Origin of the sequence: Vibrio sp. TRT 29B02, from assembly GCF_050113655.1 — a bacterium.
Classification (GTDB): domain Bacteria; phylum Pseudomonadota; class Gammaproteobacteria; order Enterobacterales; family Vibrionaceae; genus Vibrio.
Genome location: NZ_JBNJOJ010000006.1, coordinates 85,433 through 105,929 on the forward strand (window position 1 = coordinate 85,433; position 20,497 = coordinate 105,929).

Sequence of the window (20,497 nt, forward strand, 5' to 3'; positions counted from 1 at the left end):
AATCATTTCAAGTAAGAGGAGAAAACAATGCAGGTTAGTCTAGACACATGGCGTAAACTGCTTTTGTTATGCTCTTCTTTACCTTTTGCTTCCTCGGTAGCCGCGACGCCGTGGGAGAATATAGACGCCCCTTCAAATGGTTCACCTCAAGCCATTGGCAGCTACGCCAATGGCTGTTTGTCCGGTGGCGCAGCTTTACCGCTACAAGGGGAGGGCTATCAAGTTATCCGTAGTCAACGTGAGCGTTACTATGGTCACCCTAATGCGATCGGTTTTATTGAGCGTTTAGCTGAACTGTCACGTAATGAGCTAAAAACTAATATCTTGATCGGTGATATCTCCTTGCCACAAGGTGGGCGTTTTTCATCAGGGCATTCTAGCCACCAAACTGGGTTAGATATCGATATTTGGCTTAAGTTTGCGGATACGCCACTTTCTGAGCCACAGTTAGCGAAGCCGACGCCTCACAGCGTAGTCAACTTAGAGCAGTATCAACTACTCAAACACAACTGGGATGAACGTCATTTCGAATTAGTGAAGTTTGCTGCCAGCGATGAGCAGGTAGCGCGTATCTTTGTCCATCCAGTGATCAAAGAGAAATTATGCGCAACTGAACAAAGCAGCGAGCGAGAGTGGCTGCGAAAAGTTCGTCCATGGTGGGGGCATCATTACCATATGCACGTACGCTTGAACTGTCCTGAAGGGAGCCAGAACTGCAAACCTCAAGCTGAGCCGCCTAAAGGTGATGGTTGTGGTGCCGAGCTAATGAGTTGGAAGCCGCAGCCTAAACCCGCAGCCCCTAAAGTGAGCAGTAGCAAACCCAAAGAGAAGAAACCTAAGGTGCTTCCCAGTCAGTGTGTTGAGCTGTTGGAAAGTATAGGGAGCTGACATATTAATAACCCTATATTTTATCTAGTTTTTGTAATTTTATTTCACATATACCATAGTCAAAGTTAGGAATACTCGAAGAGTCCACTTTCACTCATCCCAATGGTTACATTTGCTTTCTTATTGATACCTTTAGCGGCTTTTTGTCGACTTTTGAGATAATTTACTCCACTCATTTCCTTCCTCAACTTGATATAAATCATTGTCAGAGATGGGCCATTTCACGGCTTTTCTCTTTGAATGAATCCAATTCGTCGATTTTTACGTAATTAAATTACAGCTTAATACTCTAAAATGTACGACGAGTCTTTGAGGACCCAAGATGTTAGATACCCTCATGCTGTCTCGAATCCAGTTCGCAGCAAATATCAGTTTTCATATTCTTTTTCCCACCATCACGATTGCTCTAGCTTGGATGCTGGTGTTTTTTAAGTGGCGCTATAACCGCACTCAGGCCCCCGTTTGGCTGGATGTCTATTACTTCTGGGTTAAGGTCTTTGCCTTGACGTTTGCATTAGGCGTTGTGTCAGGCATCACGATGAGCTTCCAGTTTGGTACCAACTGGCCTGGATTTATGGAGCGAGTTGGCAATGTTGCAGGGCCGCTGCTTGGCTATGAAGTGATGACAGCGTTCTTTATGGAGGCGACCTTCCTCGGTGTGATGTTGTTTGGTCGTGGTCGAGTCCCTGATTGGTTCCACACACTTGCAACGGTTTTAGTTGCGATAGGAACCAGCATGTCAGCATTTTGGATTCTTGTCCTGAACAGTTGGATGCACACGCCAAGTGGCTATGAAGTGATTGATGGCATTGTGCATGTCACCAGTTGGAAAGAAGTGATCCTCAATCCTTCATTGCCTTACCGTTTTGCGCATACTTTGCTTGCTTCAGCATTGACCGCCAGTTTCCTCATCGCAGGCATTTCTGCTTACCAAGTGCTAAAGCAGCCGAACCATCGAGCGGCCAAGTTGGGCTTGAAAGTGTCTCTGTTTGCAGCAGCAGGCTTCATTCCACTGCAAATATTGGTTGGCGATCTCCATGGGCTCAATACCCTAGAGCACCAACCTGCCAAGATAGCTGCGATGGAAGGTGTTTGGGAAACCGAAAAAGGCGCGCCTTTGCTGCTGTTTGCGATGCCAAATGAAGAGACGCGAAGCAATGATTTTGCTGTCGGGATTCCTAAGCTTGCCAGCCTGATATTGACCCACGATTTAGATGGGGAAATCGTCGGCCTCAATGAGTTTGCTCCTGATCATCCTCCCGTCCAACCATTGTTCTTTGGTTTTAGAATCATGGTTGGTGTCGGCGTTCTTATGTTGCTGGTTAGTTGGTTTGGAACGGTCAAACTGGTGCGAAAAAAAGCGCTGCCGAAACCTTATTTGTTTACCGTGCTAGCGATGACATTTTCCGGTTGGATTGCCACATTGGCAGGTTGGTACGTGACTGAGATTGGCAGACAGCCTTGGTTAGTGAGTGGTGTGTTGCGAACATCCGAAGCGGTCACGACGGTTGAAAGTAGTAGTGTCATGATCTCACTGGCAATGTACTTGGTGATCTATGCGTTATTGCTGGTCGCGTACATTCATACTCTGTTTTATCTGGCACGTAAAGATGTGGCAGCACACCAAGTATCACTCACGGCTAAAGAGGCTTAATCATGCTCGACTATTTACCGGAAATTTATCTTTTGTTGCTGGGTTTTTCAGTCTTTATGTATGCTGTATTAGATGGCTACGATTTAGGCGTTGGGATTCTTCTGCCGAGCGATAATGAAGTTCAACGCGATCGTATGATTGCATCAATAGGGCCATTTTGGGATGCCAATGAAACATGGTTGGTGCTAGCGGTCGGTATTTTGTTGATCGCGTTCCCTGCCGCTCACAGTTTGATTCTTACCGAGCTCTATTTGCCAACAGCGATCATGTTGATTGCTCTTATCATGCGTGGCGTTTCGTTTGACTTTAGAGCCAAAGCCAATGCTGACCACAAAAGTCGTTGGGATTGGTGTTTTAGGATTGGCTCATTGGTGACTTCGCTGACCCAAGGTTATATGGTCGGCCGTTACATTATGGGCTTTGAACAAAGCACAGAAGCGTTGGGTTTTGCATGGTTAAGCGCATTATGTGTAACCGCAGCCTACGTGTACATTGGTGGAGCTTGGTTGGTACTTAAAACGGAAGGGGAGTTACAGATCCGATCGGCTCGTTGGTCGAGACGTGCGGGTTGGCTTGCTGCTCTAGGGATTTTAGTGGTGAGTGTTGTCAATCCAGTGGTGAGTGAACAAGTCGCTTTGCGATGGTTTAGCTTCCCTGAGGTGCTGCTGCTTGCTCCGATTCCACTTGTGGTATTAGCGACCATCTTTCTTGTCGACCGTTATTTGCGTCAAGTACCTATGGTAAATGACCTTGGTGTTCGCTGGCCCTTCTTTGGTGTTACGCTGATTTTCGCCCTTAGTTTCCTTGGTTTGGCGTACAGCTTTTTCCCTGAAGTGGTTCCAGGTGTCATGACCGCGAAGGAGGCGGCTTCGTCGCCCGCTACTTTGATGATTGTCGGGTATGGTGTGATGATCGTTATGCCGATGATTTTACTCTACACCTTTGCGGTCTATCGGATCTTTAAAGGTAAAGCGACAGAGCTGAGCTATAAATAATCGACCAGAAATGAAAACGCCGCTCAGTGAGCGGCGTTTCTAATTAAGCTAAACCTTGAATAATCACGAATTTCTCTAGTAACTCTTCTTCGGTTTCAACATGATTAGGGTCAGTAATGATACACTTTGTTATCGGGCATACTGACTGACACGTAGGCTTTTCGTAGTGGCCTTTACATTCAGTACATAAATCAGGATCGATTTCAAAGATAGAGTCACCCATAGAAATAGCACCATTTGGGCACTCAGGGTCACACATATCGCAGTTAATGCACTTGTCAGTAATGAGCAACGCCATGATTACTTACCCGTTGGGTTACGGGTATCCTGACCTGCATTTAGGTTACGCATTAACAGGCCGTATTCCAAATCCATATCTTGTGGAACTGGAATGAATACGAAATGGCCATTTCCTTTTGCGTCTTCGATTTGCTCGGATTTACGGTTTTCCATCGCTTCAAGCGTGAAGATAACGTTACCTTTTGGTGTCATTAGCTCTAAGCTGTCACCAACAACGAATTTGTTCTTCACTTCTACTTCTGCAAGGTCACCACGACGTTTACCTGTGAACTCTCCCACGAACTGCTGAGCGTCAGATACCGAGTAACCGTAGTCATAGTTTTGGTATGCATCATGAGTGTGACGACGTAGGAAGCCTTCTGTGTAACCACGGTGTGCCAAGCTCTCTAGTGTACCCATTAGGCTCTCATCAAATGGTTTGCCAGCAACAGCGTCATCGATCGCTTTGCGGTAAACCTGAGCAGTACGTGCACAGTAGTAGAAAGACTTAGTACGACCTTCGATTTTAAGTGAGTGAACACCCATCTTCGTCAGACGCTCTACGTGTTGAACCGCACGTAGGTCTTTCGAGTTCATGATGTAAGTGCCGTGCTCATCTTCATACGCGGCCATCTTTTCTTCTGGACGGTGCGCTTCAGACAGTAACACAACTTCATCGGTTGGTTTGCCACGACCAATGGTCGTTTCTGGACGCTCGTCTTGGACTTCAACCGCTTGTGCTTGAGCAGGGTCGAACTTCTCAACGATATCGCCAGTGTCGTTCTCTTTGCCTTGCTCAACCTTGTATTCCCAACGACATGCGTTCGTACATGTACCTTGGTTAGGATCACGTTTGTTGATGTAGCCAGACAGTAGGCAGCGGCCAGAGTAAGCCATACACAGTGCACCGTGAACGAAAACTTCTAGTTCCGTTTCAGGACAGTGTTCGCGGATCTCTTCGATCTCTTCTAGAGAAAGCTCACGAGAAACAATCACACGCTCAACGCCGTTCGCCGCCCAGAATTTAACTGTTGCCCAGTTTACTGCGTTCGCCTGTACAGACAGGTGAATTGGCATTTCAGGGAAGGCTTCACGAACCATCATGATTAGGCCAGGGTCTGACATGATAAGTGCGTCAGGGCCCATTTCGACCACTGGTTTAAGGTCGCGGATGAAGGTTTTTAGCTTAGAGTTGTGCGGTTGGATGTTACATACCACGTAAAGCTTTTTGCCTAGGGCATGGGCTTCATCGATACCTATTTTTAGGTTCTCGTGGTTGAATTCGTTGTTACGTACACGAAGGCTGTAGCGAGGTTGACCTGCATACACTGCGTCTGCGCCATAGGCAAATGCGTAGCGCATGTTTTTTAGGCTGCCTGCTGGTGACAGTAGCTCTGGTACGAATGCTTTCTCAGTAGTCATTGTCTTTTTCTCTAGTCTGATCTCAAGTCAGGTTACTCCCACCTAGTGGAAGTAAAGGGGCGCAAATTTTACGTCAAAACGTGACTTGTGACTAGGAAAAGCTTTCAGAAAGGCAATTAAAAAACGCCCTGTGAGTCGGGCGTTTATAGAAAGTACGTTATGCGTTAGGGTGAGGTAAGCCACCTAAGCATTCATAGAGGTTGGGTAGGAAAGCGCTTAGCTCGCCGCACATCAGTGAAAAATCGGCATCGAAACGTGCCGCTTGATCTTCACGAGGAATATCGTCGTTTTGGTCTTTTAGCTCATCTGAGAACTTGAGGCGTTTGATGCTGCCATCTTCCGCTAAAATGAATTCAAGGCGCTCTTGCCACCATAAAGCCAGTTTGGTTACTACCTTACCAGCATCGATATGGCTGCGAATTTCATCTGCGGTAAGTTCTTGCTTCTTACAGCGAATGACACCGCCTTCTTCAAGCACAGATTTAAGCTCGGCCTCATCCAGCATCTGAATGCCAGCTGGAGTGTTACCTGTTTTTACCCACTCTGTTAACGTCGTTTCTACTGCGGTCTCAGGAATGGCTGGGACGACAGGTAAGCTGCCCATCGTTTTACGCAATAGAGCAAGGACATCTTCTGCTTTTTTGTAGCTACTAGCATCAACAAGAATAAAACCTTCATTAGGCAAAATAACGACATTGGTATAGTTGCTGCGACTGAAAGCGCGCGGTAGCAAATCTATGACGATGTCTTCCTTGAGGTTATCCTTTTCTTTCTTCTTGAGAGGGCGGCCTTCCTGAGCTTCCATTGCTTCAATTTTGGCATTCAGTGAATCTTTAATCACAGAAGCTGGCAGCATTTTCTCTTCTTTCTTTGCGCAGATAAGAATACGGTTTTCAGAGACATGCGTCATCATATCGCCATGTTTACCCATCGCAGTAACCCAACCAAATTTGGTTTTGTCCTGACTGCCACATGGAGTAAAGCGAAACTCTTGAAGTTGTTTCTCTAGTTGGTCAGCGTTGAATTCGATTTCACGATTAAATCGGTAAACTAGACAGTTCTTAAACCACATACTTTTTCTCTATACCTAAATTTGACGGCTCATCATAAAGACTTTTGCTTTGTTTGTCTTACAGCAAACACGCAATAGTGGAATGAAAGTTATATGAAAATTAGTTTTCAAAGGTCACAAAAGTGTCATAATTGCTAGTAATAATGCCTATGCATCAGAAGGCGGTTTCACTGCCTTACTTATTGAGAAAGCTCAACTAATATAAGGTTATACAGTTATGTCTAGAAGGATTCTAGTTGTCGAAGATGAAGCACCGATCCGTGAAATGCTCTGCTTTGTCCTTGAACAGAAAGGTTACCAAACAGTCGAAGCGCAAGATTACGAAACTGCGGTAACTAAACTAGCAGAACCCTTCCCAGATCTCGTCCTGCTTGACTGGATGCTTCCAGGCGGCAGCGGCATCAACTTCATCAAGCATATGAAGCGTGAAGAGTTAACGCGTAATATTCCTGTGGTGATGCTGACAGCGCGCGGTGAAGAAGAAGATAAGGTGCGTGGTCTAGAAGTTGGAGCCGATGATTACATCACTAAGCCATTCTCACCTAAAGAGTTGGTTGCCAGACTGAAAGCGGTAATTCGACGTGTTACGCCGACGGCGCTTGAAGATGTTATTGATGTCCAAGGTCTGAAATTGGATCCCGTATCCCACCGTGTTATGGCTAACGATCAAGCGCTTGATATGGGGCCTACCGAGTTTAAGATGCTGCACTTCTTTATGACCCATCAAGAGCGAGTTTACAGCCGTGAACAGCTACTTAATAACGTATGGGGTACCAATGTCTACGTTGAAGACCGTACCGTTGATGTTCATATCCGTAGACTGCGTAAAGCTTTGGAAAGTGCAGGGCATGACAAGTTGATTCAGACAGTACGTGGCGCTGGCTATCGATTCTCGACTAAGGCGTAAAATACAATACCGGTGGAGATGTAGGTGGTAGAACGGTTAACGTGGAAAAAATTAGCTTGGCAGTTGGTTTTCCTTTACACCCCTTGGGTGATTGTCGGCTGGATTTTCGGTTATATGCCGTGGTTGCTTTTTGCAGCCACGGTTTTGCAGCTTGTATGGCATTTAAACAATCAAATGCGTTTATCGGCATGGCTGTGGGATGAAAAACGTCTGACACCGCCCTCCGGTACAGGCAACTGGGAATCTTTGTTTAACGGCATCTATCGCTTACAACAGCGGCAGCGTAAAAAGCGTAAAGAGCTGACCAAATTAATCCGTCGTTTCCGTAATGGTGCTGAGTCATTACCTGATGCGGTAGTTGTTTTTCGTAGTGAAGGCAACATTGTATGGTGCAACAAGCTTGCACAACATTTACTTGGTTTTCGTTGGCCTGATGATTCAGGACAACCCATTTCTAACTTAGTCCGAACACCAGACTTCATTCATTATCTTAACAAGCAAGATTATTCTGAACCATTAGAGATGCGCTCACCGCTTAATGTGGATCGTATGATCGAACTACGTATCGTGCCATATATGGAAGGGGAGCATCTGATGGTGGTGCGTGACATTACTCAGTTGCAGCAGTTAGAAGGTATGCGTCGCAACTTTTTTGCTAATGTTTCCCATGAGTTGCGTACCCCGATGACAGTGCTACAGGGCTATCTGGAAATGACGGAAGATCCGGATATTGTTGCCGGTCCTATGTGGAGCAAAGCCCATGGAGTTATGACTGAGCAGTTGAATCGGATGAATACTCTTGTTAATCAGTTACTGACTCTGTCAAAAATTGAAGCCTCTTCGACACTTGAACTTGAAGATGTGGTCAACGTTCCGGCGATGCTGGAAGTTCTAGAAAAAGAGGCCGCTAGTTTAAGCGGTGACCTCGGGCATAAGCTCTCTTTTGACGTTGACAGTGAATTACACGTGCTTGGTGACGATGATCAGCTACGCAGTGCCATCTCTAACTTGGTCTACAACGCCGTCAAGTATACCCCCGCGGGCGCGGATATTCATGTTCGTTGGTACAAGACATCTCAAGGAGCTCACCTTGAAGTTGAAGACAGTGGAGATGGTATCGAACCTCAACATTTACACCGATTGACTGAACGTTTCTATCGAGTAGATAAGGCGCGGTCACGTGATACTGGCGGCAGTGGTCTTGGCCTTGCGATTGTGAAGCATGCCTTGAGCCACCATGATTCGCATTTGGAAATCAGCAGTGAGGTTGGGGTTGGCAGTAAGTTTTCTTTCACTCTGCCATCGCGTTTAGTGGTTAAACGATGAGAAGCTTACTTGTCGTTGCATGGCTTTCATTACTCAGTTCAGTACCTAGCTGGGCTGGGAGTACGGCTTTACCTAATTACAATAAGGTGGCTGGAATTACCGGTGAACTGACGACGGTTGGCTCTGATACTTTGGCCGGAATGACCACGTCATGGGTTGAAGAATTTAAATCGCTCTACCCCAGTGTCAATGGTCAGGTGCAGGCATCCGGCTCTTCAACTGCCCCTCCAGCATTGACAGAGCGCATTGCTCAGTTTGGCCCGATGAGTCGACCGATGTTAAAGCGGGAAATCGAGGCCTTCGAACGTGAAAATGGTTATAAGCCAACAGAACTGAGAGTCGCGATCGATGCCATCGGCATCTTTGTTCATCGTGACAACCCAATCAAAGGGCTGAACTTTTATCAGCTCGATAGTATTTTTTCTGCCACGCTGCGCTGTGGGGCGACTGAGTCGGTCTCAACTTGGGCTGACTTAGGACTGGATTACCAGTGGAGTAAGCGAGGGATGCAGATGTTTGGACGTAACTCTGTATCAGGGACTTATGGATATTTCAAAAAGAATGCTTTGTGTGGTGGCGATTTTAAAAATAGCGTCAACGAGCAACCCGGTTCGGCATCGGTAGTACAGTCTGTCGGCTCGGCAATCAATACCATTGGTTACTCGGGAGTGGGTTACAAAGTCTCGCGTGTGAAACTATTACCGATCGCTAAATCGGGTGACAACTACATAGAGGCGAGCCAAGAAAACATTCTTTCTGGTAAGTACCCACTTTCGCGCTACCTCTATGTATATGTAAACAAGCACCCTTTCAAACCGTTGAGCCCCATTGAACGAGAATTTGTTCGTTTCATGTTCTCCAGTCAGGGGCAAGCTTTAGTTGAAAAAGAAGGCTATGTGCCGATTTCACCACAGATAGCCAAAAAAGAGCTTGCTAAAGTAGGTTTAGAAAACTAGTTCCCATCCTGCACTCGTCCAATAATCTTGTTCGGTCAGTAAATCCGCGTGTAGCAGTTTATTCTCTTCAAGCCATTGATCATTAGTGGAAGAAATTTTCCATTGCTCTCCATCAATCGTGATCGAAAGGTTCGGCAGGGGATCGTCGTTTCGTTGACCATTGAGCAAAATGGCGAGACGGAGGATACGAATCAGACCTACAATGTGCTTTTTCTTAAACAGAGTGAACTCTTCCATCTCATTTAGCTTGAGCGATTTACGCTGAAAACGTACCAGAGTGGCGAGAACACGCTGCTGTTCTTGGTTGAAACCAGGCATGTAAGTGTTGCGTAGAATGTATGCTGAGTGACGATGAAAAGCTTGTAGGCTGATGCTTAATCCCACTTCATGCAGTAGTGCGCTCCATTGGAGTAGGTCAAACAACTCGCTGCTTTTCTTTATGCCGAGCTGTTTGTGTACTTGCTGGAGAAACTCACTCGCGTGGCCTTTAATTTTAGCCGCGTGTTCGAGATCAACCAGATGTTTACTGGCGAGATTTTCCGTTGTGCGCATGCGAATATCTGAGCGTTTAAAACTATCTTCCATCTCAAAGAGCAAACCTTCACGTAGTGCACCCTCTGAGAAGTGCATTTCATTGATCTTCAGACTTTGGAAGACAGCGCTAAGTATTGCCACACCTGCGGCGAAAACGGGTTTTCTTTCAGGTGTTAACCCTGATAGTTCGATCTCTTCGATGGTTTCCCACTGGCACAATGTTTCAGTCAGTTTTGATAGACGCTTGCTGGTAATGATGCCATCTTCATGACCAAGACCAATCAGAACCTCTTTGATCGCTTTGATGGTTCCTGAAGATCCGAACGCGACTTCCCAGCCCGTGCGGCGGTAACGATGAGCGATAGATTCAAGCTTTTGCTCAGCCAACAGCGTCGCTTTGGTGAAATTGCTACTGGATAACTTATCATCTGTGAAAAAGCGTTTGGTATAGCTGACGCAGCCCATTTGTTTACTGTTGATCAGTTCGGGTTCAAACCCCTTACCAATAACCAACTCTGTACTGCCACCACCAATATCAACCACGAGTTTGGAGTCTGATTCTGGTTGAGTGTGAGCCACCCCCAGATAAATCAAACGCGCTTCTTCAACACCAGGAATGATCTCAATTGGGAAGGGCAGAACATCTCGAGCTCGTTGAAGAAAAATATGTGCGTTGTTGGCTTGGCGCAGAGTATGAGTGGCGGCAATTCGAACGTTATCAGGATCAAAGCCTTGGATACGTTCAGAGAACATTGCGAGGCATTCTAATCCGCGTTGCATTGAGGCGTTATCTAAGTTTTTAAGTGCGTCTAACCCAGCTGCAAGTCTAACTCTTTGCTTGTGGCGGCTGACTAATTGCAAATCCTGTTCAACTACTCTTGCCACGACCATATGAAAGCTGTTTGAGCCTAAGTCAATGGCAGCAACATCTCGTATTTCCGGATTCTGAGTCATTCTATTCCAACCTAAATAAGTCGCGTACACACTTGGCGCTTACCCCCTTCACTGCGTGTATAGAGTGATGGGACCCTTACCAACATCAGCAAAGCTACTGCTCAAGTTGGGTATGTAACTGTGCTTTGCGTTTCTGATTCCTAGTTTGTCTTTCTACCTGTTTAAGATAGTCGTAAATGGCAATCTGCGAGCGTACTTTCTTGCGGTTTCCACGCGGCACATAGTGATTGCTCATCTCTTTATCGATCCATCTCGCTTTTACTGTATCGGTAAAATGGATGTTAATGATATCAATAATGCGCTGTTTAAGTCGTTGGTCACGGACTGGCGCTGTGACCTCTATACGATAATCAATATTTCGCGTCATCCAGTCAGCGGATGAGATATAGACCTGAGGATCACCAGCGTTATGGGTGATCAGCACTCGAGGGTGCTCAAGGAATCGATCAACGATACTAATGATTTTGATATTGTCGCTGACTCCTTCGACACCAGGAACAAGTGAACACATTCCGCGGATGATCATTTTAATTTCAACGCCTGCTGAACTGGCTTCGTAGAGTCTATTGACTAAGCCTTTGTCTACCAGATTGTTGACTTTGAGCGTAATCGCAGCCTTTTTGCCCTCTTGAGCGTTGGTTATCTCGGTATCAATGAGGCGATAGAGCTGTTTACGGGAGTTCCTTGGCGAAACGATGAGGTGATTAAACCTAATAGGTCGGTAGGGGTTCTCAATGTAGCCAAAGACTTTACTCACTTCATTGGTGAGTTCTGGATCAGCGGTTAATAGCGAAAAATCGGTGTAGATTCGTGCGGTTTTCTCGTGAAAGTTACCCGTACCAATATGCGCATAACGCACAATGTCGTCCTCTTCTCGACGACTTATCAGTAGCAGTTTGGAGTGAATTTTAAGGCCTGGAACACCAAAGAGCACTTCTACGCCAGCTTCCGTCAAAACGCGTGACCATTCGATATTCGCTTCTTCATCAAAACGTGCTTGAAGTTCGACGACTACCGTAACGCTTTTTCCATTGTGTACGGCGTCGATAAGTGAGTTCATTAAACGCGAGTCTTTGGCGACGCGATAAATATTGATTTTTATACTTAGCACTTTCGGGTCGAACGATGCTTGACGTACCAATTCACTGATATGTTCAAAGGTATGGTAAGGGTAGTGGAGCAAAATATCTTGCGCCTTGATGGCGTCAAATTTGTTGGCGTACCCTTCAAAGTCCGCACACTCCATTGGCGGTAACGGCTTGTTTTCTAAGTAGTCTCGGCCGACGTTAGGAAAAGCAATAAAGTCTTTAAAGTTGTGATAACGACCACCAGGAATCAAACTGTCGTAGTTTGATATTTTGAGCTTTTCGCATAAGAAATCGAGCATTTCCTTAGGCATCTCTCTTTCGTAAACGAAGCGCACAGGCATAGCGGTTAAACGTTGGCTTACGCCTTCTGACATCTGTTCAAGTAGGCTGTATTCAACCTCGTGACTCAAGTCGTACTCTGCATCGCGTGTCATTTTCATCGCGTAGCCATTTAGGCTCTGATATTCAAAAAATCCGCTAAAAAGCTCATCTAGACAATATCGGATGATGTTATCGAGCAAGATGATTGTTTTACGTCGTTTTCCTTTCTGCTCAGGTACCATCACAAAACGTGGCAGGTGATCGGTTGGGATTTCGATCAGTGCGTATTGGTTGAACTCCTGTTGTTCGAGTTCAACGGCGATATAGGCATATTCATCTTTGAGAAACTGCAAAACGTCAATATCATCACGAAGCATCAAGGGCGTGATGTGGGGCAGAACCTGATGACGAAAATATTTTCGTACCCAAACTTGCTGCGCTTCACTGAGTTGGGTTTCGTTAACAAGAAATATGCGTCTTCGGGCCATATCACGAATCAAGTCCGCGTAGAGCTCATCAAAGCGCTCATTAAGGCGCAGCGCTTTGGTTTGCATTTTGGTCAATAGATGTTTGGAGTTGTCATTGCCACCACGTTCTTGGTTGATCAAAATTCGGCGTTTGACATCGGCAAATCGTACTTTATAGAACTCATCTAAGTTATTGGAAAATATACCAAGAAATCGAATTCGTTCGATCAGTGGGACATGTTTGTCGGCCGCCTCTTGCAAGACCCGTTCGTTAAAAGAAAGCCAACTTAATTCCTTTTCAATATACAGCTTCTCTGTGCTCATGATCTTACCCTATGACCTACTTGACGGACTCGAGTGAAGCTCCTCCTCACTCACTTTGGATAGCAACTTAAGGGGTTTATATGACATTTTTATTGCAAATTTTATTGCATTGTTTTCAGTTGTTTAATGGGAACTGTAATATAATTGTCACCTTATAGAAATATTATACCCTAGGGCAAAAATAGGTAAGAGACAGGAATGACACAGGCAGAATTTTCTTTGCGAGAACGTGATCGAAAGCGATTGATAAAAGATCGATTGGTTCGTTTCACTGTATCTGCTGGTGGCGTTGGTGTTCTTGCCGCGTTGGTGTTGATTTTTGTCTATCTCGCCATGATGGTTTTGCCACTGTTTAGTGACGCAAAATTCACACCTAATGTACGTTCGATAAAGATACAAGCAACGCAAGCTCTTGCGGCGGGTGTCGATGATTATGGTGAAAATGCTTTTGTCCTGTCGTCACAAGGTAAGCTCAATTTCTGGTCGTTAACCGATCCTGAACGCAAGCCTGTGCTATCGGAACAACTTGGTCGTTCGGGTGATCTGTTTGCTAAAACCATCCCTGTGCTTGGGTGGTTTGCTTATGCTTCCCAGCAAGGGGAAGTGACTCTGTTCAAGCCTAACTTAGATTTTGAGCTGCAAAAAGGTAACCGTAAATTCTCACCAAGCGTGACGGAGTTGTCTCTACCCTTCAATCTTTACCGCGAAGGGAATGATCTTAAAAAGTTTGCCTTCGCCAATAGTGACGACCTTACCTTGGCGGGTTGGTACGATGACCAAACGGTTATGGTCCGATGGCAAGATGGCAGCGAGGTTAAGTCGTTTACGTTTCTATCGCCTATATCCAGCCTTGAACAGTTGATACTAACGCCAGATGGTAAAACTCTTTACCTCCGTTCTGGCTCCGAATTGATTGTGGCGGTTCGTCAGTCACAAAATTTTGCCGTGCGTGAAGTGGTCGACTTGAGTCAGGGAAATCCCCAACATTCAGTAATGAATATTGACTTACTTTCTGGGGCATACTCGTTGCTGGTTACTTACCGCGATGGCTTGGTCTCTCAATGGTTTGACGTTATCAATGAAGGTAAGCGTTCACTTACCTTTATTCGTCAGTTCAATCTTGCCTCAGAATTGCAATTTCTTCTGCCAGACAGTTATCGCAAAGGGTTTTATAGCTTCTATATAAACGGCACGGTTCAGAGCCACTACACGACCAGCGAAAAGCTCGTGATGTTTGAGCGTGCATATCAAAAAGCTCCGCAAATAGCAGCGATGTCAAACAATGAGACTTATCTCATTGCGCTGACAGACGGTTCATTAGATCTTGCGGTAGTGGATAATCCTTATCCTGAAATTTCGTTATCGTCACTTTGGCAGCAAGTCTGGTATGAAAGTTATGCGCAACCGGAGTTTGTTTGGCAAACCACGTCGGCGAGTGAAGAGTTTGAAGCGAAATTTAGTCTGGTTCCGATTGCATTTGGGACGCTGAAGGCCGCCGCTTTTGCGATGCTATTTGCTGTGCCGATTGCAGTATTAGGGGCCATCTATACTGCGTATTTCATGACACCTAGAATGCGTAGAGTCGTTAAGCCGTCGATCGAACTGATGGAAGCATTGCCGACGGTTATTATCGGTTTCCTTGCTGGCTTGTGGTTTGCTCCTATTGTCGAAAGTCACTTAGCCGCAGTCGTTGCCCTGATGCTTTTCTTACCGCTATCGACGGTAGTGATTGGTTTGGTCTGGCATGGTCTTCCCAAAGCGTTGACTGGACGATTCTCTAATGGATGGCATGCCGCAATTTTAATGCCCGCGATTGTTATCGTTACTGCGGTTATTCTGTCTCAAAGTGGCAGCATCGAGGCGTTACTGTTTTCTGGTGATGTCAGAGTTTATCTTGCCGAGCATGGAATCGATTTTGACCAGCGAAATGCACTCGTGGTGGGATTCGCGATGGGTTTTGCGGTGATTCCGACCATATTTACTATTGCGGAAGATGCGATTTTCTCTGTACCTAAACATCTATCCGATGGCTCTTTGGCACTGGGGGCGACATCATGGCAAACACTGATATATGTTGTGTTATTGACCGCCAGCCCAGGTATTTTTTCTGCCATTATGATGGGGCTAGGGCGCGCGGTAGGTGAAACCATGATTGTGTTGATGGCGACAGGTAATACGCCAATCATGGATTGGAATATTTTAGAAGGGATGCGTACGTTATCAGCAACAATTGCCGTTGAGATGCCGGAGTCTGAAGTCGGTAGTTCGCACTATCGCTTGTTGTTCTTAGCTGCGCTGATATTGTTGGTATTTACCTTTGCGGTGAACTCTTTAGCAGAATATGTTCGTCAACGTTTACGTGAAAAGTATCGCTCACTTTAACGGTCAAAATTTAGGAAGTGTTCAACGTGATTAAGTGGTTTAAATCAGGCTCTCCATGGATATGGTTAACAGGTGGTGCAGTTAGCGTCAGCCTGCTTTCTGTGTTAGGGCTATTGCTGCTGATTGGTTGGAAAGGACTTTCCTATTTCTGGCCTGCGCCTTTGTATCAGTGGCAGACTTCACAGGGGAATACTCTAGTTGGGCAAATCTATGCGACTGAATATGTGCCAGTTAGTCACTTAACCGAGATGAACGTTACACTGCCCCAGGAAGCGATCGATAAGGGGTTGGTGAAGCGCTTGAACATTAAGGTGGCTAACCGCGATCTCTACGATGCGGATTTTGTTTCGTTGCTTTCTATTGATCTTGAAGAGCCAACAACACCCGCTAAGTGGGCTGTCATCGAGAGAGTTCGCGATGGTGATTTTTATGCGAATCCTATCGGCTATCTATACCCAGATGGAACAATATCAACGGATTTAACCAGTGAGATTCGCGACCGCTTGGATTTTGCCAATGAGTTACGCGAAGAGATTGAACGTCTAATTGAAGGCGATGTCCGAGTGATCAGTGCTCAAGCGGAGAGACTGAGACTTGAAAAGCGCAAACGCACTCTGAATGGAAAGCTAGATGATGAGTTTGAAGCGCTTTATGAAACTCAGAGTGGTCGTTATGTTGAAGCTCTAGCGGCAGCAGAAAATAAACTCGATTACTTGCGCGGTCAGTTGGCAAATCAGGGGATGATTGTCGAAGACATGACCGGACAACAAGTGATGATACCGCTGAACCAAGTCTTAGATATTTGGTATCCGAATCAGATGAGTACTTTGGAAAAGCTAGCTCGTTGGGCTAAGCAGGTATGGAAGTTCTTGTCAGAAGACCCTCGTGATTCAAACTCGGAAGGAGGGGTTTTTCCCGCAATGTTCGGAACCGTGTTATTGGTACTGATCATGTCTGTTATCGTTATGCCGCTTGGTGTCATTGCAGCGATATACCTTCATGAGTATGCTAAGAACAATGCCTTCACTCGCTTGATTCGAGTCGCGGTGATTAACCTCGCTGGGGTACCATCCATTGTGTATGGTGTTTTTGGCCTTGGGTTCTTTGTTTATAGCTTAGGTGGTTCAATAGACGCACTCTTTTACCAAGAGCGTTTGCCAGCACCGACATTTGGTACGCCTGGGCTACTATGGTCTGCACTGACCTTGGCCGTGTTAACGCTACCGGTTGTGATTGTTGCAACGGAAGAAGGTTTAACTCGAATTCCGAACTCAGTTCGTCATGGTTCATTGGCGTTAGGCGCAACGCAATTTGAAACCATGTGGCGAATTGTATTGCCGATGGCGAGTCCCGCAATCATCACAGGTCTGATTCTGGCGGTGGCGCGGGCGGCAGGAGAAGTCGCTCCTTTGATGTTAGTCGGGGTCGTGAAACTAGCTTCGAGTTTGCCGGTTGATAATCAGTTCCCATTTTTGCATTTAGAACGTAAATTCATGCACTTAGGTTTTCACATTTATGACGTTGGCTTTCAGACCACAAATATTGAAAGTGCAAGACCGCTGGTTTATGCGACCTCTTTTTTATTAGTAACAGTGATTGTAGGGCTGAACCTCACTGCGATTAGTATTCGTAATAATTTGCGCGAAAAATATCGAACATTAGGACAAGATTAAACATGTTTTCTGTCAATCAAACACTCGGCTACCACGCGCCGTTAGATGTGAACAATTTGAGCGATGAGCAAACGGCGATTGCGATCGAGGATTTAAACTTGTTCTACAAGAGTTCGCAGGCATTGAGTGGTGTCTCGATGCGAATCCCAAAGGGGCAAGTCACTGCATTCATAGGTCCGTCAGGATGTGGGAAATCCACGCTTCTGCGCTGTATAAACCGAATGAATGACTTGGTTGAAGGCTGCCAAGTGCAGGGGCAAGTCAGACTTCATGGAAAAAACGTCTATGATCCAGATGTAGACGTTGCAACCTTACGTCGCCGTGTAGGGATGGTTTTCCAAAGACCCAACCCATTTCCTAAATCAATATACGAGAATGTGGTTTACGGTCTGCGTCTGCAAGGTGTTAAAAATAGCCGCTCACTTGATGATGCGGTAGAAAGAGCTCTTAGAGCATCAGCGCTTTGGGATGAAGTGAAAGATCGTTTACACGAGAATGCATTTGGACTATCTGGTGGTCAGCAGCAGCGACTGGTGATTGCTAGAGCCATTGCGATTGAACCGGAAGTATTGCTACTTGATGAGCCGACATCGGCGCTCGATCCCATCTCTACGTTGACGATAGAGGAGTTGATTAACGAGCTGAAAACTCAATATACCGTTGTCATCGTCACACATAACATGCAACAAGCCGCGCGAGTGAGTGATCACACCGCATTTATTCATATGGGAAAATTGATTGAGTATTCTGATACGGATTCTATCTTCACTTCACCATTGAAAAAACAGACCGAAGACTACATTACTGGTCGATATGGTTAAGCAGTTTTAACGGAGATTCTATGAATTTTGGACGTCATATTTCAGGTCAGTTTAATGTCGAGTTAGAATCGATCCGAACTCATGTTTTAACTATGGGCGGCTTGGTTGAGCAGCAGCTCTCTTTTGCTATGCAAGCTCTGTACAAAGATGATATTGAACTCGCAAGACAAGTGGTTCGAGATGATCACAAAGTTAATGCGATGGAAGTGTCGATTGATGAAGCTTGTACTCGCATCATTGCTAAGCGCCAGCCAACCGCGAAAGATTTGCGTCTTGTTATGGCGATCATCAAAACCATTACAGATCTCGAACGTATCGGTGACGTAGCGGCTAAAATTGCGCATGCGGCCATTAAATCGCCAACGACGAAAGAACGTCAGTTTCATGTCTCATTAGAACCTCTTTGCCGCCACGCAATTAGTATGTTGCACCAAGTGTTGGATGCTTTCGCCCGTATGGACGTTGATGCGGCAGCAGAAGTGTACAAGCTCGATGATAAACTTGACGCGGAATATGAAGCGGTCATTCGTCAGTTAATGACTTACATGATGGAAGACCCCAAAAATATTCCAAGCATTTTGCAAGTTATGTGGTCTGCGCGTGCAATAGAACGGGTTGGCGATCGATGCCAGAACATCTGTGAATACATTATTTACTTTGTGAAAGGCAAAGATGTTCGCCACTTGGGCGAACAAAGCATTGATGACGCATTGCGTTAAAAGTGTAAAACGACCCCAGTGGAAAAAGTGGCTGACCAGTGCGTCCCCAACAGTGTTTTGCTCTGATCAATATAGTGGACGTCACTGCCAACTCTAAAGCCGATATTGTCATTAACAAATACTACCCAAGCTGCTGAAACAGTGGCTCCAGTGGCCTCTTTATACTTAGCTTCACTCGACCAGATGTAATCACGAGTGCCTTGATACTCAACAACTCCCCCTTCAAGTTGCAGCGCCATCTTCATTGGGTGATCGATAAATTGATATTGGCCGCCGACGCGGTAGGTCTTGAAACGATCTTTATCGAGCAAAATCTCCGCTGAGGTATGTGAATAGCTGAGATACAAGGCATCAAGCCCTACGATATCAGTTAATCCGAGCTGCAGTCCTCCTCCAGAGATCCCCGCCGCAAGGTAGGGACCCATTTTTATTTCAGGTGATATATGTAAGCCAGTCGCACTAGCCGTCATCGGAGCCAAGAGAGCCAGAGTTAACAGTTGTTTTTTCATGATAGGTACCAAAGATTTTGCCGTAATTTGGAGCAATGGCCTCTAAAACTGAAGCGCAGTAATGCTTGTCCATCCTTGGTATCTTTGCTCTAGTGAGGAAATGTTAAGCACTAAGCCAGATAGGTACTAATTAGTATCTCTTATTAATCTGATAAGCATTGCTTCTTACTTGTGGCCAATAAAAATTTGAATGACGTTTTTCGAAGTGAGATGGAGTAATGAAGGAGAATAGAGCGTGATAGACAGATTATGATCGAGGCTTTTCATTATATCGGGTTGGCGAGTTGCTGGTTAAGCACATGTTGAATTTGCTGGTGGAGCCACTCAATCAATGGTGTTTGGCGGTATTTACAGTGGTAAAAACTGTATACATTGTGAAGATAGGGCTGGCCTTGCACTGTGACATCAAGCGCTTTGAGGGTTGGGTAGCTTTGTATCGGAAATAAGTTAGAGTGAGGCAAGAAAAAGTCACTATGTTGAATGACGTCTACCACCGCCATGACAAATTCTGATCGGAATCCGACTTCAGGAGCTACCCCTTCTTGTTTCATCAGCTCAGCGGCATAAACAAAATTGTCGTTCCAACCAGGGGTGATAACTGAAGCGATAGGGTAGGGAGCCATGTCATGTGACGTGACTTGTTTTTTGGTTACTGGGTGGTCTTTTCGAACGATGATTTTTCCTGTTAGTTCAACCAGTTTTTGTTGATGTATATTTTGTTGCGCTTCGCTTTCGAGATTGACTCCGAGCAGTATTTCACCCTTTATAATTTCTTCAAAAGTAGAGCGTTGCCAGCCGATCAATTCAATAGTGCAATTGGGAGCTTGCTCTCTCAAACGTAGAAACAGCGCACCAGAGAGGCAAGTTAATACAATAGGCGCTACGGCAATTTTAATGGAACCAGAGAGCGTTTTGGGATCAAACGTATCGACCTGATTAAGCGCCTTTGCCAGTCCATCAAGATGTGGAGTGATTGAGTTTGCCAACTGATGGGCAAATGGTGTCGGCTCCAGCCCTTTAGGGACTTTGACAAACAGCTCATCATCAAAATGGTTACGTAGTTTTTGCAGGGCTTGACTGATGGCAGGCTGGGAGACAAACAGGCGTTGTGAAGCTTTACGCATGTTGAGTTCTTGAGAAAGAACTAGAAATGTCCGTAACAGGTTTAAATCTAAGCTGTAAAACAGATCCTTTGCCATTTTCTGC

At 45.6% G+C, this 20,497-nt stretch carries 17 protein-coding genes; 10 read left to right on the forward strand and 7 right to left on the reverse strand.

Features of this window, described 5'->3' with window-relative positions:
- Positions 1-27 precede the first annotated feature (27 nt).
- The 3 genes from mepA to ACQEXT_RS05635 all read left to right on the forward strand — a co-directional run bounded on the left by mepA (position 28) and on the right by ACQEXT_RS05635 (position 3,537).
- Positions 28-888, forward strand: coding sequence for a penicillin-insensitive murein endopeptidase (gene mepA / locus ACQEXT_RS05625; RefSeq protein ID WP_426950994.1), 861 nt, complete (start codon positions 28-30; stop codon positions 886-888).
- Between the two features lie 322 nt (positions 889-1,210).
- Positions 1,211-2,542 (forward strand): cytochrome ubiquinol oxidase subunit I, encoded by a 1,332-nt coding sequence (locus ACQEXT_RS05630; RefSeq protein ID WP_426950995.1) that lies wholly within the window; start codon positions 1,211-1,213, stop codon positions 2,540-2,542.
- Between the two features lie 2 nt (positions 2,543-2,544).
- The gene (locus tag ACQEXT_RS05635) at positions 2,545-3,537 is read left to right on the forward strand and encodes a cytochrome d ubiquinol oxidase subunit II (RefSeq protein ID WP_426950996.1); all 993 of its coding nucleotides are present in this window, start codon (positions 2,545-2,547) and stop codon (positions 3,535-3,537) included.
- Positions 3,538-3,580: 43 nt separating this feature from the next.
- On the opposite strand, the gene ACQEXT_RS05640 is transcribed toward ACQEXT_RS05635, so the two are convergent.
- The 3 genes from ACQEXT_RS05640 to rdgC form a co-directional block, all read right to left on the reverse strand.
- Positions 3,581-3,835, reverse strand: coding sequence for a YfhL family 4Fe-4S dicluster ferredoxin (locus ACQEXT_RS05640; RefSeq protein ID WP_045953980.1), 255 nt, complete (start codon positions 3,833-3,835; stop codon positions 3,581-3,583).
- Between the two features lie 2 nt (positions 3,836-3,837).
- Positions 3,838-5,238, reverse strand: a complete 1,401-nt coding sequence (gene yegQ / locus ACQEXT_RS05645) for a tRNA 5-hydroxyuridine modification protein YegQ (RefSeq protein WP_269377660.1) — start codon at positions 5,236-5,238, stop codon at positions 3,838-3,840.
- A 157-nt stretch (positions 5,239-5,395) separates the two neighbouring features.
- The gene (gene rdgC / locus ACQEXT_RS05650; protein ID WP_138970463.1) at positions 5,396-6,310 is read right to left on the reverse strand and encodes a recombination-associated protein RdgC; all 915 of its coding nucleotides are present in this window, start codon (positions 6,308-6,310) and stop codon (positions 5,396-5,398) included.
- A gap of 217 nt (positions 6,311-6,527) precedes the next feature.
- Between rdgC and phoB the strand changes: the two genes are divergently transcribed.
- Genes phoB through ACQEXT_RS05665 form a run of 3 tightly spaced genes read left to right on the forward strand, consistent with a single transcriptional unit; the run spans position 6,528 to position 9,499 of the window.
- Positions 6,528-7,217, forward strand: a complete 690-nt coding sequence (phoB, locus tag ACQEXT_RS05655) for a phosphate regulon transcriptional regulator PhoB (protein WP_138970464.1) — start codon at positions 6,528-6,530, stop codon at positions 7,215-7,217.
- Positions 7,218-7,241: 24 nt separating this feature from the next.
- Complete coding sequence (phoR, locus tag ACQEXT_RS05660) at positions 7,242-8,543, forward strand: phosphate regulon sensor histidine kinase PhoR (protein ID WP_138970465.1); 1,302 nt, start codon at positions 7,242-7,244, stop codon at positions 8,541-8,543.
- Positions 8,540-9,499 carry a PstS family phosphate ABC transporter substrate-binding protein gene (locus ACQEXT_RS05665; protein ID WP_426950999.1) on the forward strand — a complete coding sequence of 320 codons (960 nt, stop codon included), beginning with the start codon at positions 8,540-8,542 and terminating at the stop codon, positions 9,497-9,499. Before phoR ends, ACQEXT_RS05665 begins: the two co-directional genes overlap by 4 nt.
- Here the strand turns inward: ACQEXT_RS05665 and ppx are convergent.
- Both ppx and ppk1 read right to left on the reverse strand, forming a co-directional pair.
- Positions 9,488-10,987, reverse strand: coding sequence for an exopolyphosphatase (ppx, locus tag ACQEXT_RS05670; RefSeq protein WP_426951001.1), 1,500 nt, complete (start codon positions 10,985-10,987; stop codon positions 9,488-9,490). The genes ACQEXT_RS05665 and ppx overlap by 12 nt on opposite strands.
- Positions 10,988-11,081: 94 nt before the next feature.
- Positions 11,082-13,187, reverse strand: a complete 2,106-nt coding sequence (gene ppk1 / locus ACQEXT_RS05675; protein ID WP_426951002.1) for a polyphosphate kinase 1 — start codon at positions 13,185-13,187, stop codon at positions 11,082-11,084.
- A gap of 198 nt (positions 13,188-13,385) precedes the next feature.
- Between ppk1 and ACQEXT_RS05680 the strand changes: the two genes are divergently transcribed.
- From ACQEXT_RS05680 to phoU, 4 genes are read left to right on the forward strand one after another with little or no spacing between them, the layout of a single operon-like run.
- Positions 13,386-15,569 (forward strand): ABC transporter permease subunit, encoded by a 2,184-nt coding sequence (locus ACQEXT_RS05680; RefSeq protein ID WP_426951004.1) that lies wholly within the window; start codon positions 13,386-13,388, stop codon positions 15,567-15,569.
- Between the two features lie 26 nt (positions 15,570-15,595).
- Positions 15,596-17,242, forward strand: a complete 1,647-nt coding sequence (gene pstA, locus ACQEXT_RS05685; RefSeq protein WP_426951005.1) for a phosphate ABC transporter permease PstA — start codon at positions 15,596-15,598, stop codon at positions 17,240-17,242.
- A gap of 2 nt (positions 17,243-17,244) precedes the next feature.
- Positions 17,245-18,063, forward strand: a complete 819-nt coding sequence (gene pstB, locus ACQEXT_RS05690) for a phosphate ABC transporter ATP-binding protein PstB (protein WP_269377649.1) — start codon at positions 17,245-17,247, stop codon at positions 18,061-18,063.
- 20 nt (positions 18,064-18,083) lie between these two features.
- Complete coding sequence (phoU, locus tag ACQEXT_RS05695; protein WP_426951006.1) at positions 18,084-18,782, forward strand: phosphate signaling complex protein PhoU; 699 nt, start codon at positions 18,084-18,086, stop codon at positions 18,780-18,782.
- On the opposite strand, the gene ACQEXT_RS05700 is transcribed toward phoU, so the two are convergent.
- Together ACQEXT_RS05700 and ACQEXT_RS05705 are read right to left on the reverse strand one after the other, a co-directional pair.
- Positions 18,779-19,291 (reverse strand): hypothetical protein, encoded by a 513-nt coding sequence (locus ACQEXT_RS05700; RefSeq protein ID WP_426951008.1) that lies wholly within the window; start codon positions 19,289-19,291, stop codon positions 18,779-18,781. The two genes, phoU and ACQEXT_RS05700, sit on opposite strands and share 4 nt — an antisense overlap.
- A gap of 266 nt (positions 19,292-19,557) precedes the next feature.
- Positions 19,558-20,490 carry a LysR family transcriptional regulator gene (locus ACQEXT_RS05705; RefSeq protein ID WP_426951009.1) on the reverse strand — a complete coding sequence of 311 codons (933 nt, stop codon included), beginning with the start codon at positions 20,488-20,490 and terminating at the stop codon, positions 19,558-19,560.
- Positions 20,491-20,497 lie beyond the last annotated feature (7 nt).

Excerpts from the sequence above, each read along its gene's own strand:
- mepA (WP_426950994.1), top strand. The coding sequence starts at position 28 with ATGCAGGTTAGTCTAGACACATGGCGTAAACTGCTTTTGTTATGCTCT.
- ACQEXT_RS05630 (WP_426950995.1), top strand. The coding sequence starts at position 1,211 with ATGTTAGATACCCTCATGCTGTCTCGAATCCAGTTCGCAGCAAATATC.
- ACQEXT_RS05635 (WP_426950996.1), top strand. The coding sequence starts at position 2,545 with ATGCTCGACTATTTACCGGAAATTTATCTTTTGTTGCTGGGTTTTTCA.
- ACQEXT_RS05640 (WP_045953980.1), bottom strand. The coding sequence starts at position 3,835 with ATGGCGTTGCTCATTACTGACAAGTGCATTAACTGCGATATGTGTGAC.
- yegQ (WP_269377660.1), bottom strand. The coding sequence starts at position 5,238 with ATGACTACTGAGAAAGCATTCGTACCAGAGCTACTGTCACCAGCAGGC.
- rdgC (WP_138970463.1), bottom strand. The coding sequence starts at position 6,310 with ATGTGGTTTAAGAACTGTCTAGTTTACCGATTTAATCGTGAAATCGAA.
- phoB (WP_138970464.1), top strand. The coding sequence starts at position 6,528 with ATGTCTAGAAGGATTCTAGTTGTCGAAGATGAAGCACCGATCCGTGAA.
- ACQEXT_RS05665 (WP_426950999.1), top strand. The coding sequence starts at position 8,540 with ATGAGAAGCTTACTTGTCGTTGCATGGCTTTCATTACTCAGTTCAGTA.
- ppx (WP_426951001.1), bottom strand. The coding sequence starts at position 10,987 with ATGACTCAGAATCCGGAAATACGAGATGTTGCTGCCATTGACTTAGGC.
- ppk1 (WP_426951002.1), bottom strand. The coding sequence starts at position 13,187 with ATGAGCACAGAGAAGCTGTATATTGAAAAGGAATTAAGTTGGCTTTCT.
- ACQEXT_RS05680 (WP_426951004.1), top strand. The coding sequence starts at position 13,386 with ATGACACAGGCAGAATTTTCTTTGCGAGAACGTGATCGAAAGCGATTG.
- pstB (WP_269377649.1), top strand. The coding sequence starts at position 17,245 with ATGTTTTCTGTCAATCAAACACTCGGCTACCACGCGCCGTTAGATGTG.
- phoU (WP_426951006.1), top strand. The coding sequence starts at position 18,084 with ATGAATTTTGGACGTCATATTTCAGGTCAGTTTAATGTCGAGTTAGAA.
- ACQEXT_RS05700 (WP_426951008.1), bottom strand. The coding sequence starts at position 19,291 with ATGAAAAAACAACTGTTAACTCTGGCTCTCTTGGCTCCGATGACGGCT.
- ACQEXT_RS05705 (WP_426951009.1), bottom strand. The coding sequence starts at position 20,490 with ATGGCAAAGGATCTGTTTTACAGCTTAGATTTAAACCTGTTACGGACA.